We start from the raw sequence: 14,313 nt of genomic DNA, 5'->3' as shown, positions 1-14,313 counted from the left end.
CTATTTGTGTAATGACAGCCCGTAAATAAAATAATCGTTAGGTTTTATAAATCTGCAGACATTTATTGCCGGTAATGCCCGGCATTGTTCCTGCGGGTGATGGGCTGCCGGATTGCAACGGAAACCCCGCTGAAGGCTTTGTGACAGGCTTTTGTGGCGGAGTTGCAGTGAAAAGCCGGGACTACAGCTACATTGAAATACCATAGAAGAAAGCCCCATATTTTCTACGGAAATGATTTTATTAGTGACCATAACGGATTTTTACAATGGGCCTGAAAAACTTTGATATAGCTTATTTATATAACTCTCTATAATTTTAGATTTTTGTAACCATTGCTTTTTGAACAATCAAACTTTTTGACTTGAGAACCAGACTGCTTTGTTTAACCTGTATTCTTGCGGCTATCCTATTAACCTCCTGCCAATCTGATAAAAACAATCAAGCTGCTGATGCAAAGGATGCGTTGTTTACGCTGTTGTCAGCAGAACAGACCTCTATTGGTTTCGCAAACACTTTGAAAGATGGTCCGAATACAAATGTGCTTTTGTATGAATATTTTTACAACGGAGGAGGTGTTGCTACCGGTGACATTAATAATGACGGCCTGGCGGACATATATTTTTCAGCTAACCTGGAAGTTGGAAAGCTATACCTTAATAAAGGCAATCTAAAGTTTCAGGACATCACAGTTGAATCAGGTGTTCTTACAAGGCCCGGCCCATGGAAAACCGGCGTTACAATGGCCGATGTGAACGGAGATGGCTTACTTGATATATATGTTTGTTATTCCGGCAAGATGCCCGTGGCCAAAAGGACTAATCAATTATTCGTCAACCAGGGCAATGATAAAGAAGGTATGCCTGTTTTTTATGAAATGTCAAAGGAATATGGTCTTGCGGATTCCGGGTATAGCACACAGGCTTTTTTCTTTGATTTTGATAAAGATAGCGATATGGACATGTTGCTGCTTAACCACAATCCAGATAATCTGCCGGTGCTGGATGAAGCAAGGACTAAAGCAGTACTTTCAGAAAGGGACCCCTATACAGGAGTAAAATTGTACCGGAACGATAACAACAGTTTTACAGATATAAGCGCTAAAGCGGGTATAAATGGATCTGCGCTTACTTATGGCCTTGGTGCAGGTATAGCGGATATTGATGGTGATAGCTGGCCGGATATTTATGTTTCCAACGATTATGGTGTTCCCGATTACCTCTATATCAATAATAAAAACGGAACATTTACTGATAAACTGCAGTCTGCAGCCGGGCATATAAGCCATTTTTCAATGGGTAACAATGTGTCCGACGTTAATAACGACGGCTTGCCGGATATTTTTACTTTAGACATGTTGCCAGAGGATAACCGCAGGCAAAAATTGCTGTTCGCTCCGGACAATTATGAAAAATTCGAATTAAGCCTTCGCAGCGGATTCTACTACCAGTATATGCGTAATATGCTTCAACTGAATAATGGCGATGGTACATTTAGCGAGGTAGGGCAGGTGTCAAATATTTCTAACACAGATTGGAGTTGGGCGCCCTTGTTTGCGGATTATGATAATGATGGCTGGAAGGATTTATATGTAACCAACGGGTACCTGCGGGATTTTACGAACATGGATTTTATGAAGTACATGAACGACTATGTTCAAAGCAAAGGAAGGTTGCAAAAAGACCAGGTGCTGGAATTGGTCGCACAAATGCCCTCATCCAACGTAACGAATTACATGTTCAGGAATAAAGATGGCGTTGTATTTTCAGATGTCAGCAGCCAATGGGGCTTCTCAACCCCCTCAAACAGCAATGGTGCTGCCTATGCAGACCTTGACAACGATGGAGACCTGGATTTAATAGTAAATAATATTAATCAGCCCGCGTTTATTTACCGCAATGAATCGGACAAACAAAAAGACAATCATTATCTCTCTGTAAAATTGCAGGGAGAAGGAAAAAATACCCAGGGCATCGGCGCCAAAGTAATGTTGTATAACAAAGGCTCAATACAATACCTGGAACAAATGCCGGCCAGGGGTTACCAGTCATCGGTATCACCGGTATTGCATTTTGGGTTAGGCAAAGAAACCAATATAGATTCCTTGCGTATTACATGGCTAAGTGGTAAAGCACAAACCGTTGCCAACATAAAAGCTAACCAGGCACTTACTCTTAAAGAAACCGATGCAGTAAAAACCACCCGGCAGGACGCTGCTGTACAGCCGTTGTTCCAGGAAGTGAAACCGCCGCTTAATTACACCAACGCTTCAAACAGCATTAACGATTTTAAACGTCAGCCGCTGCTGGTTAACCCGCTTTCCTTTGCCGGGCCCTGCCTGGCTAAGGCCGATGTAAACGGCGATGGCCTGGAAGATGTATTCGCAGGCGGCGGCAGTGGCCAGCCGGGCGCCATATACCTGCAACAAAAGAACGGTGAGTTTGCAAAACATGCGCAGCCTGCATTTGATGCAGATAAATTATGCGAAGATGCCGATGCTGCATTCGTTGATGTAAATAAGGATGGTTTTGTGGATTTGTATGTGGCCAGTGGCGGCTATCACAATTACCAGCCGGATGATGCTGCCCTGCAGGACAGGCTTTACATGAACGATGGGAAAGGCAACTTCGTGAAAGCCAGTGATGCATTGCCCGTAATGAAAGTTAGCAAAAGTTGTGTGCGGGCAGCCGATGTAAACGGGGATGGCTTTGCCGACCTGTTTGTGGGCGGCAGGGTAATACCTGGCCGTTATCCTGAAACGCCACAAAGCTTTTTATTAATGAATGATGGTAAAGGAAAATTTGCTAATAAAATTGCCGAAGTAGCACCAGCGTTGCAAAATGCAGGTATGGTAACAGATGCCGCCTGGGTGGATATGAACAACGATAAGGTAAGCGACCTTGTAGTGGTAGGGGAGTGGATGCCTGTATCTGTTTTCATCAATAACGGTGGCAGGCTGCAAAATAAAACCAAAGATTATTTTGCCAAAGAATACAGCGGTTGGTGGAATAAGCTTTTTGTTGGCGACTTTAACAAGGATGGCAGGCAGGATTTGATTATTGGCAACCTGGGGCTTAATACCCAATGCAAGGCCAGCGATAAAGAGCCTGCCGAAATGTATTACAAAGATTTTGATGACAACGGCTCCGTTGACCCCATACTCTGTTTTTATATCCAGGGCAAAAGCTATCCCTATGTAACAAGGGATGAATTGTTAGACCAGATGAGCATAATGCGTGCCCGCTATACTGACTATAAAAGTTATGCCGATCTTACACTGAAAGAAATATTCTCCCAGGATGAATTGAAAGATGTAAAACAGCTTTCAGCCAACTACCTGCAAACTGCATACTTCCAGGCAGGCGCCGATGGAAAATTTACAGAGCAAAAACTACCTGTACAGGCGCAGTTTTCACCCGTGTTTGCCATCACATCACTGGATTATGATAAAGATGGAAATGAAGACCTGTTACTGGCGGGCAATATCACACATGCCAGGCTGCGCTTTGGTAATTATGATGCCAATTACGGCACTCTCTTAAAAGGCGATGGCAAGGGTAATTTCAGTTATATCAACCAGCGGCAATCAGGCTTTAGTCTGCGGGGAGATGTAAGGTCTGTACTTAAGCTTGATAACAACACCCTGCTGTTCGGTATTAATCAACAACCTGTAAAAGCGTATAAGGCAAAATAAATGTGTATGAAAAGAATAGTGATCATTATATGTTTTTTTACGGCATGCACCACGGCTAAAAAACAACAGCCTCAGCTAACCAACCGCGATATCAGTAATGTGCTTACTGCAATGACGGATATTATGATACACGACATCACCAACCCGCCCTTGGCAGCCCGGTTCTTTTCTTATACCTGCCTGGCCGGTTACGAAGTGGTATCGCAAAACAATCAGTCTTTTAAAAGCATGCATGGCCGCCTTAATCAATACCCGCTTTTGCAAAAGCCCGACAGCATTAAAGGCTATCATGTGCAGCTTTCGGCCATTCTTGCCATGTTGCAAACGGCGCAAAAGCTGCAGCCTTCCGGTAAAATGGTGCAGGCCTACGAAGCATCGTTTATAGATTCCTGCATTAAGGCCGGGTTTGATGAAGAAACAATGGAACAATCAAAAAAGTATGCCGCTGCGGTAAGCAAAAAAATACTGGCTTATGCAAAGGCCGACAGGTACAATAAGATCAGCAATTATCCCCGGTATACGCCGTTAAATAAAGAAGGCTGCTGGTATCCTACCCCTCCGGCTTACATAGCCGCTGTTGAGCCTTATTTTAACACGGTACGGCCTTTTACGCTGGATACCTGCAACCAGTTTATTCCTGCGCCGCCCGTTGCATTCTCAAAAGATAAATCTTCTCCTTTTTACGCCATGTTGCTACAGAACTATAAAGAAGGTAAAGATCTGCCGCAGGAACACCGTGTAGTAGCGGCTTTCTGGGATTGTAACCCCTTTGCCGTGCAGGATGATGGGCACCTGCAGATGAGCCTCAAAAAAATATCTCCCGGCGCTCACTGGCTTGGCATTTCCGGTATAGCATGCGCAAAAGCTAATAAGAGTTTTGAAGAAACCATGCTTATACAAACCTCTGTTGCCATTGGGCTGATGGATGCATTCATGTGCTGTTGGGATGAGAAATTCAGGAGCAACCGCGTACGCCCCGAAACGGCTATACGCCAGTACATAGACCCGAAATGGACCCCCTTGTTGCAAACGCCGCCTTTTCCTGAATACCTTAGCGGCCATTCAGTTATATCCGCCGCGTCAGCTACTATTCTTACGCATTATTTTGGAGATGGTTTCGCTTATACAGACAGTGTGGAGGTTAGTTACGGCCTGCCGCCGCGCAGCTTTAAATCTTTTCATCACGCTGCTGAAGAAGCGGGTGTTTCCCGTTTTTACGGCGGCATCCATTTTATGGATGCTATTAACAATGGCCGCGAACAAGGTATAAAAGTAGGAGAGTGGGTCATCAGTAAGTTGAAATAGAATTTCGCCTTCGGCTTCATCTTTTTTATGAACCCGGCTGCATTGCTGCTATGATTCACCGGTTGTGTCACTCACTTGTACGGTTGGATTCGCTATGCGGCAATGTGCAAAAGGTTTTTTGGTTGGCCAGTGTACAATTGGTTAATGTAAGAACGCAACATATCGCGTATTATAATCCAGCATTCAATGTAGGATGCCAGCCTGATTTCCGAAACTTCGGAATCGAAGGCGGATGCATAAAAAGCAAGCAACATAAAACGGTTTCGAAAAGCTAAACCTGATACTGGTTTCTTAACTAAACAATATTGATTCAGCGTTGATTATTTCCTCTGGCCTGGCAGGATTTTTAGTTAACTATTATCTCGCCAATCAACCGGCAATCGCCGGGTAGCCTTGTGGTTACATTTTCAGCATCAACCTCAAAGCTCTGTAGGAGCGATATGTTAAACAACCTCTTGCAACAGGGCCTGGTAATGCGCTGCATGCTGTTTCACATCACCCTGCTTAACATATCGCACCTACGGCGCTCGAAAAAAGCTTGTTTTCTTTGGCTACTAACATATCGCCTCCACGAGGCTTTGGTTGTTCAATGTTCTTTTGTTTAACGTTCAATGTTAGCGGCTCTCCTGCGGAAGGAACTTGCACTTCATCTTTAGAAAGTAATGTCAAACACTCACCCATCAACAGACTGGCAACCAGCTACCTGTAACCGGCAACCGGCTTTCGGGTGAGGGATTGAAGCGGCTACCCCGCTGAAGCCATCGCAGCATGGCCTTGTGGCGGAGTAATAGCGGAAAGCCCGGCCCGAGGCACGAGGGACACCCCCTGAAAAGAAAAAAAATGTGATAACTAAATGCAAAGGCGCCGGTAACAAATTTTAATTGGCGCCGGTAGATATGCTATTGTAGTATTGGAGAAAGCTGGTTACCTGCTCTTCGTTTTTTAAACTGTTCTTATTTTTTTTCAGCCACTCTTCAAGGGCTGGTGTTGCGGTAATGTATTCAAAAATGTTTTCTTTGTTTAGCTTTTTTAGTGTTTTGGCCACCTCGTTAACACAAAGAAAATAGCTGCTTTTATTTTGAAACCTGTGAACAGTGCTGCCCACCTGCGGGTCAAGCTTAGACTCAAGTTTGGCGGTAAACAGTTTTAGCAGCCTTGTGTTACCTGTGTTAAGCGCCAGGTAGAAACTGTTCTTTTCAGAAACGTCAGTAAAAGAAAACCTTTCAAAAACAACGGCAGGCTTGCTTGTGTCAATACCATCAAAAAAAACAATGCGGTTAACTGCGTTGGTGGCAACCATTTCCTTACCCGTTTCGCTTATGTAATGAACTGTTCCGTTAAGCAGGTTAAGTTTTGCTTGTGGCAACATAAACTCCATGTTGCCTGCACATACCAGCAACGCCATTTTCCATTCTGTATTCCAGTAAGGCGAGCCTTGCACATCTGAATAATTAATGTTTCCCGTAGCGCTATCGGCAAGTATTGCGCTGTTGTTTTGCCGCACATAGCTTGAGTTTGGGGCGCTGCCTGATTTAAAAAGCTCTATATCCTGCCCACGGGCTATTGTTGCGTTTACACAAAGTAAAACGGCCACGGTAAAAAACTTAAACATGCTATAAGTTATTGTGATTGTCAGTTGCGTTAATGGTAGCCATATTCTTTCAGTTGTGTATCATTGTCGCGCCACTTTGGCCTTACCTTAATAAATAATTGCAGAAATACTTTTTGCTGCAGAAACTGTTCAATATCCTTACGGGCAAGTGTGCCAATTTGCTTAATCATAGCGCCGCTCTGCCCTAAGAGAATAGCTTTCTGGCTTTCCCGTTGCACAATTATATCGGCCTGTATTTTAATAAGTGTTTCTTTTTCTTTAAACTCATTTACCATAACAGCGGTGTGGTAAGGTATTTCGTCCGAAAAGAGTTCGTAAATTTTCTCACGTACTATTTCTCCCACAAAAAACCTGGTAGGTAAATCTGTAAGATCGTCTTCGCTGTAAAATGGGTCACCTTCCGGCAGCAATTCAATAATGGCTTCCAGCAGGGTCTGTGTATTTTTATTTTTAAGTGCAGAAACCTGCACCAGTTTTTTGCAGTAAGGCTGGGTTTTAAAAAAAGCTTCGGCCTGCTGTAGTTTATCAGCCTTTGCCTTGTCAGTTTTGTTCAGTACTACTATACAGGGTACTTTTAGTTTGAGGGCGATAAACAACTGGTTGTTTTCTTCCAGGTCATCATTTACATCAACCAGCAGCAAAGCGATGTCAGCATCTTCCAGTGCGCTTTTAACGCCAAGCATCATTTTTTCATGAAGCTTGTATTTGGGCTCGATAATGCCGGGTGTATCAGAAAAAATTACCTGGTACTCACCTGGCTGGGTAAGAAAACCTTTAATGCGGTGGCGTGTGGTTTGCACTTTGTGTGATACGATGGCCAGTTTTTCGCCAAGCAATGCGTTTAGCAGGGTGCTTTTGCCTGCATTGGGTTTGCCAAATATGTTTACGAAGCCAGATTTCAAGATGATGAGTTTTTTGGGCCGAAGGTAGGCTGAAAATGAGAAAGGAAACAGCCTATGTCTTGATGATTGGCGGGATAGCTGCAAAAAAAGGGCCCTCTGTAGAAACAGACGACCTCTAACGATTGCTTGCCATATGAAAATCTTAAAAAAAATCTTGTTAAGTAGAAAAGAGTTATTATATTGCTGCCCGCTTGAACCTCTAACAGATTAATTGCCTTTCTAACGATTGCCTGTCTTTGAACCTCTTCTCTTTTCTTTCGATGATGTAAAAGTAACACAGCCACTCTTCCTGCTGAAATCAATTTAAGTAAACTTTACTGATGCTTAACCGGAAAATGAAATGCCAAAACCCTTGCTGGTATTGGGTTTTAGCTAAAAACCTGTATGATGACCAAAGGCAGTTTTGCCTGCAATAAATGTCTGAAAAAAATTTGCAGCGTAAATAGAAGGGGAAATGTTGTAAATAAAAAAAGCCTCATATGAGGCTTTTTTTATTTGTTGCGAAGGGAGGGTTCGAACCTCCGACCTTCGGGTTATGAGCCCGACGAGCTACCGCTGCTCTACTTCGCGATTTGAGGGTGCAAAGATATACCTCTGATGTATATCACCCAAACTTTTACAAAATAAATTTGGTTACGTATAAAAACCCTTGCCTAAACGACTCGTTGGTAAGGAGTGTGTACTGCATTGGGAATGAAAGTAAAGTCATAAACTGGGCAAGGCGGTAGAGCCTGGCTGGTGGATAGAGGTACGACCGAGAAGAAGCAAGTGAATGTTGCTCCGCCGAAGGTTACAAACGAAGTTCTGCAGTACTGCAGTTGCATTGAAACACTACAGGCTGATAGCCCCTCTAATTTTTCATGAAATAATCTTACCGTTGCCGGATACGCATTATTACGATGGGCCAAATGCGGGTTGAAAAGCAATCCATCAATCCTTGAGTTTGCCGTGCGGGTATCACCAGGTTACGTATCTGCTGGTAACGAAGGAATTAGAACAATCCCGACATTATTACATGAAACCATCAGGTTACATTTCTCTTATGTCAGCTTTTACTACCTCTTTGTCCCCTTTATTTCTCCTTTCATACAAACTTCTTCGCCTAATAAAAGCATTGTGTTATTTTTACGGTCGCATTCTTCAAAAAAGCACGTCATTTTATGAGAAACAACACTTCAATACCGGTTTTAGATTTGGCCGAATGCATTCCAGGTAAAGAATTTATCATAAAAACAACAGAATGTGCGGATGTGCCCCAACGAATGAGGAAACCTCACCGTATTAGTGGCTATAAGATTAGCCTGCTGCTGGAAGGTGAAACAACCAGCTATACAGATTTTAAAAAATACCAGGTTAAAGCCCCTGCTTTGCTTTTTCTATCTCCGGAGCAGGTTCATCAGCATGTGAGCTACGAATATCATAAAATGGTGCATATCGCTTTCAGCAAAGATTTTTTGCTGAGTGAGTCAGAAAACATTTTATCATGCTGGGAGTGTATGTTTAGCCAGGTGGTGCTATCAATAGAGGAAGACGATAAATTACAGGAACTGCAGGCTTACGCAATGCTTATGCGTGAGGAATTTGTGCGGCTAAAACCGATGAAAGATACTGTTATAAGAAACTTGCTAAACGCCTTTATCATATCTGCGGCACGGTTGGGTACTTGTGAAACCAGTAATACTACGCAGGTAGACTCCTCTCAGAATAAAATTGTAAGGCAATTTAAAAACCTTACAGATGAACTTTACCTGCAAACTACCCAGGTTGGACAATACGCGGATATGCTGTATGTTACACCAGGCCACCTGAATGATTTGATTAAAAATGTAACCGGCAGAACTGCCAAACAGATCATAGACGAGAAAAGAGTGGTTGAAGCCAAGCGCCTGCTGTTTTGGGGAGAGTATTCTGTAAAGGAGATTGCCAGTCACATGAATTTTGAAGATGATGCTTATTTTAACCGCTTTTTCAAAAAGCATACAGGGCAAACACCAGCGCTCTTTCAAAAGATGAGCCGTGAAAAGTACAATTAATACCCTGATTAGGTAAACCCTTTTTGCAAAAACGCAGCTTAATTTTACGTTTGAGATATGTAACCAACTATACGGAAAGCTCCCTTACGCTTCCACAGGCTTACATTATAAACATTGTTAACCGATTTTTTTTTACAGTATAACGGCGCATTAATGTGCAATGCCCGTATTAACTGTCTCTGATGCATGCTTTGCCATTGAAAAGCTAAAACCTCATTACATTAAAACCATTAAGGAAATGAAACGGATATTAAATGCATTCGTAACTAGTAAGTTACAAGGGTGCCTGTTGATAGGCGCCTTGTTGCTCCAGTATGGCTGCGGCAACTCCAGTGCCGAAAGCGGAGCTTTTGCCCCACCGCCCCCCCAGTTGCCTGTAATTACAGTATCATCGCTGCCTGCTACCACATACCAGCAGTTTCCGGCTTCGCTGGAAGGCAAGGTAAATGTTGAAATACGGGCCCAGGTGGATGGATACCTTGAAAAGATTTATGTAGATGAAGGCGCCTATGTAAAAGCAGGCCAGCCTTTATTTAAGATTAACGACCACATTTACAATGAACAGGCCAGCAGCGCAAAATCAAGCTTGCTTGCGGCCCAGGCCAACATGGAAAAAGCGCAGGTTGAAGTTGACCGCCTTACACCACTGGTAGAAAACGGTGTTATTGCAGATGTGCAGCTAAAAACCGCAAAAGCCGCTTATGAGGCCGCCAAAGCCTCTGCTGAGCAAGCCAAAGCCATTGTTGGCAATGCCCAGATAAATGTGGGCTATACGTTAATAAAAGCGCCGGTAAGCGGTTACATAGGCAGGATACCCTTTAAAATAGGAAGCCTGGTAACCAAGGGAGACGAACAGCCCCTTACCCTGCTGTCTGATGTAAGTGAAATGTATGCATACTTTTCATTAAGCGAGCCCGATTTTATAGCGTTTAAAAACAAGTACGCAGGCAATACCATTGAAGAAAAGGTAAAACAAATACCCCCGGTAGAACTGATATTGGCGGACAACAATGTGTATGAACAAAAGGGAAAAGTAGCCCTGGTTGAAGGACAGTTTGATAAAACCACCGGGGCCATAAACCTGCGGGCAAGTTTCCCCAATAGCGGCGGTACATTGAGAACCGGCAACACCGGTAAAGTTAAAATACCTACACTTTACCCTTCAGCATTAGTTGTTCCCCAGGAAGCTACTTTTGAAATACAGGATAAAGTTTTTGTGTATGCATTGGCAGACAGCAATAAAATTGTAACCAAACCTCTTGCTGTGTCAGGCAGAACAACCAACTATTATTTTGTTTCGGATGGTGTGAAACAGGGAGAGAAAATTGTTTTGTCTTCTCAGTCAACTATGCTGATGGGCGGCCTGAGGGATGGTATGCCCATTGTGCCACAAATGATTTCTACTGATAGTTTATTGAAGGTAAAACCTCTGTAACACTAAAGATTGTGTAAAATATTGGTTGGGTTGTGTATGGTAAACCACAACACCGGTTTATCATGCCTTAATCAAGACAACAGGTAAAGTTGTTCTTTTTAAAAGTGCAGCATTGCTCTGGCAGTTTATTATCTGCAATACCATAATCATAATAATGTATGCTAAAAAAATTTATTGCACGGCCGGTATTATCCACCGTCATATCCATCATATTACTCCTGTTGGGGGCATTGTCTTTGTTCTCCCTTCCTATTACACTGTTTCCTGAAATAGCGCCGCCAAGCGTTCAGGTTACGGCTGTGTATCCCGGCGCCAATGCTGAAGTGGTAGCCCGTACGGTGGCTACGCCTATTGAAGAAGCCGTAAACGGTGTGGAAAACATGACCTACATGACTTCCAACTCCAGTAACGACGGCAGCATGGCGCTTACCGTGTTTTTTAAACAAGGTACCAATCCTGATATTGCTGCTGTAAACGTTCAAAACCGTGTATCCAAAGCCAACAGCCAGTTGCCGCCCGAAGTGATACAGGCGGGAGTTTCCACCCAGAAAGTGCAGAACAGCTTCCTGATGTTCGTAGGGTTGTATAGCGAGGACAGCGCTAAGTACGATGAGCTTTTTTTGGAAAACTATTTACGGATAAACGTTATTCCGCAGTTGCAGCGTATTCCCGGTGTGGCGCAGGCACAGCTACTGAGTTCCAAGGATTACTCCATGCGTATCTGGCTGAAACCAGACCGTTTGATTGCCAATAACCTTTCGCCCCAGGATGTACTCAACGCTATAAAGGACCAGAACGTAGAAGCAGCACCCGGCCGTCTTGGCCAGAGCAGCCCGGAATCATTTGAATATGTGATAAAGTACAAGGGCAAGCTGAACAAGAACGAAGATTACGAAAACATGGTGGTGAAAGCCAACAATGATGGCTCTATATTACGGTTGAAAGACCTGGCACGGGTGGAGTTTGGCGCTTACACCTATACATCTACCAATAAATTGAATGGCAAACCCACTTCCGGTTTTGGGGTACTGCAAACACCTGGCTCTAATGCCAACGAAATTCTTACGGAGCTGGAGCGCCAGTTAGATGATTTTTCTGCAGCCTTGCCCGATGGCATGAAGTTTAAGATCATGTACAACTCGAAGGAGTTCCTGGATGCATCTATAGACCAGGTAAAAGAAACTTTAATTATCGCCTTTATATTGGTGGCGGTAGTGGTGTTTATATTCCTGCAGGATTTTCGTTCTACATTGATACCTGCTATCGCCGTGCCTGTTGCCATTGTAGGTACTTTCTTCTTTTTGCAGTTGTTTGGGTTTAGCATTAACCTACTCACCTTATTCGCTTTGGTGTTGGCCATAGGCATTGTGGTGGATGATGCTATTGTGGTGGTAGAAGCAGTGCATTCAAAGATGGAACGAACGGGCATGCCAGCCAGACGTGCTACTAACGAGGCCATGAGCGAAATATCAGGCGCCATTATTTCTATCACGCTTGTAATGGCGGCCGTGTTTATCCCCGTTAGCTTTATGCAGGGCCCGGCGGGTGTGTTTTACCGGCAGTTTGCCATTACACTCGCTACCTCAATCGTTATTTCTGCTGTAAACGCGTTAACGTTAAGCCCCGCTTTGTGTGCTTTGTTTTTAAAGAACCCGCATGCTGTAGATGAGCATGGCAAAAAGAAAGGTTTTGGAGCACGGTTTTTCGGAGCCTTTAATGCCGGCTTTAAAGCAATGACAGACCGTTATATACGCAGTATTAAATTTTTAATACGCCACAAATGGGTAGGTATTTCTGGACTGGTATTAATTGCCGTTGGCAGCTTTTTCATAATACAAAAAACGCCTACAGGTTTTATCCCTGATGAAGACCAGGGCTTTGTTATTGCGGTAACACAAACGCCAGGTGGCAGTTCTTTAAGCAGAACCACCCAGGCTACTGACCAGATAAGTAAGCTTGCACTACAGGATGATGCGGTTAGCGATGTATGGAACGTAAACGGGATGAACTTTGTTACCAATGCCTTTGCATCGCCCAATGCCGCTGTGTTTACCCGGTTAAAACCCAGGGAAGAAAGAGGCCCGGTGAAAGAGCCTGGGCAGATTGCCGGCGGCCTGATGGGAAAAACAGGACAGGTGCATGATGCGCTGACCATATTTGTAAACTTTCCTACGGTACAGGGTTTTGGTAACGTGAGCGGTGTGGAATTAACCCTGCAGGACAGAACAAACGGCCCCCTGGATAAGTTAGCCGGCAACGCATGGGGCTTTGTGGGCGCCCTTTCCCAACGCCCGGAAATAGCTTCAGCCTTCACCACATTTAATACCAGCAACCCGCAGTACATGATTGAGGTGGACGAAATAAAAGTGAAGCAATTAGGCGTATCCATCAGTGAATTGATGAACACGCTGCAGATATACTACGGCAGCAGCTTTGTTTCAGACTTTAACCGCTTTGGTAAATACTACCGCGTAATGGCGCAGGCAGATGCTTCGTACCGTACGGATGTAAACTCTTTGAGCGGAATTTACGTTAAGAACAACCTGAACGAAATGGTACCGGTTAACACGGTGGCTAAGTTTAACCGTGTATATGGCCCTGAAACAGTTACCCGCAATAACCTGTTTAACGCAGTTACCATTAACGCAACCCCCAAACCTGGTTTTAGTACGGGGGATGTAATTAAGGCTGTACAGGAAACTGCCAAAACGGCCCTGCCCCGTGGTTTTGCCATTGAGTGGACAGGTATTACCCGTGAAGAAATAAGGGCAGGCGGCCAGCAGGCATTTATCTTTTTATTGAGCGTTGTGTTCGTATTCTTTTTACTGGCTGCTCAATACGAAAGTTATATACTGCCTTTCGCGGTGGTATTATCCGTACCCACGGGCATACTGGGTGTGTTTGCATTTGTAGGTATGGCCGGGCTGGATAACAACATTTATGTGCAGATAGGATTAATCATGCTGATTGGTTTGTTGGCTAAGAATGCCATCCTTATTGTAGAGTACGCTGTACAGCGGCGCAATAACGGAATGGGCCTGGTAGAGTCTGCGCTGGAGGCCGCTAACCTGCGTTTGAGACCAATTTTAATGACGTCTTTCGCTTTTGTGGTAGGTATGCTGCCGTTAATTTTTGTAAAAGGTGCATCGGCTATTGGTAACCATTCCATAGGCTGGAGTACTATCGGCGGTATGCTGTTTGGCGTGGTGCTGGGCGTGTTTATAATACCTGTGCTGTTCGTTATTTTCCAGTACCTGCAGGAAAAAATTACCGGTGCACCAAAAGCATTGGAAAAGAGGGAGCTTTTGAGTGAGTAGTGAGTGGTGAATGGTGA

Annotated in this window: 7 protein-coding genes and 1 tRNA gene; 5 read left to right on the top strand and 3 right to left on the bottom strand. The window is 44.0% G+C overall.

Going from position 1 to position 14,313, the window contains the following annotated elements; all coding sequences use genetic code 11:
* The first annotated feature begins 362 nt into the window (after positions 1-362).
* Both F0364_RS04155 and F0364_RS04150 read left to right on the top strand, forming a co-directional pair.
* Positions 363-3,692: a VCBS repeat-containing protein gene (locus F0364_RS04155; protein WP_153796494.1), complete on the top strand. Its 3,330-nt coding sequence runs from the start codon at positions 363-365 to the stop codon at positions 3,690-3,692.
* Positions 3,693-3,698: 6 nt separating this feature from the next.
* Positions 3,699-4,997, top strand: coding sequence for a vanadium-dependent haloperoxidase (locus F0364_RS04150; protein WP_153796493.1), 1,299 nt, complete (start codon positions 3,699-3,701; stop codon positions 4,995-4,997).
* 877 nt (positions 4,998-5,874) lie between these two features.
* Here the strand turns inward: F0364_RS04150 and F0364_RS04145 are convergent.
* The 3 genes from F0364_RS04145 to F0364_RS04135 all read right to left on the bottom strand — a co-directional run bounded on the left by F0364_RS04145 (position 5,875) and on the right by F0364_RS04135 (position 8,081).
* The gene (locus F0364_RS04145) at positions 5,875-6,609 is read right to left on the bottom strand and encodes a hypothetical protein (protein WP_153796492.1); all 735 of its coding nucleotides are present in this window, start codon (positions 6,607-6,609) and stop codon (positions 5,875-5,877) included.
* Positions 6,610-6,638: 29 nt separating this feature from the next.
* Positions 6,639-7,511 (bottom strand): GTPase Era, encoded by an 873-nt coding sequence (gene era, locus F0364_RS04140; RefSeq protein WP_153796491.1) that lies wholly within the window; start codon positions 7,509-7,511, stop codon positions 6,639-6,641.
* Between the two features lie 498 nt (positions 7,512-8,009).
* Positions 8,010-8,081, bottom strand: a tRNA-Met gene (locus tag F0364_RS04135).
* Between the two features lie 590 nt (positions 8,082-8,671).
* Here F0364_RS04135 and F0364_RS04130 point away from each other — a divergent pair.
* The 3 genes from F0364_RS04130 (at position 8,672) to F0364_RS04120 (ending at position 14,296) form a co-directional block, all read left to right on the top strand.
* Entirely contained in the window at positions 8,672-9,544 is an 873-nt protein-coding gene (locus F0364_RS04130; RefSeq protein WP_153796490.1) for a helix-turn-helix domain-containing protein, read from the top strand.
* Between the two features lie 238 nt (positions 9,545-9,782).
* Positions 9,783-10,979, top strand: coding sequence for an efflux RND transporter periplasmic adaptor subunit (locus tag F0364_RS04125; RefSeq protein ID WP_153796489.1), 1,197 nt, complete (start codon positions 9,783-9,785; stop codon positions 10,977-10,979).
* A gap of 158 nt (positions 10,980-11,137) precedes the next feature.
* Positions 11,138-14,296: an efflux RND transporter permease subunit gene (locus F0364_RS04120; RefSeq protein WP_153796488.1), complete on the top strand. Its 3,159-nt coding sequence runs from the start codon at positions 11,138-11,140 to the stop codon at positions 14,294-14,296.
* Positions 14,297-14,313 lie beyond the last annotated feature (17 nt).

Origin of the sequence: Foetidibacter luteolus (assembly GCF_009650435.1) — a bacterium.
GTDB classification, from domain to species: domain Bacteria; phylum Bacteroidota; class Bacteroidia; order Chitinophagales; family Chitinophagaceae; genus Foetidibacter; species Foetidibacter luteolus.
Note: the sequence above shows the minus strand (reverse complement) of the source record. Positions and strands in the feature narration are given on the sequence as shown.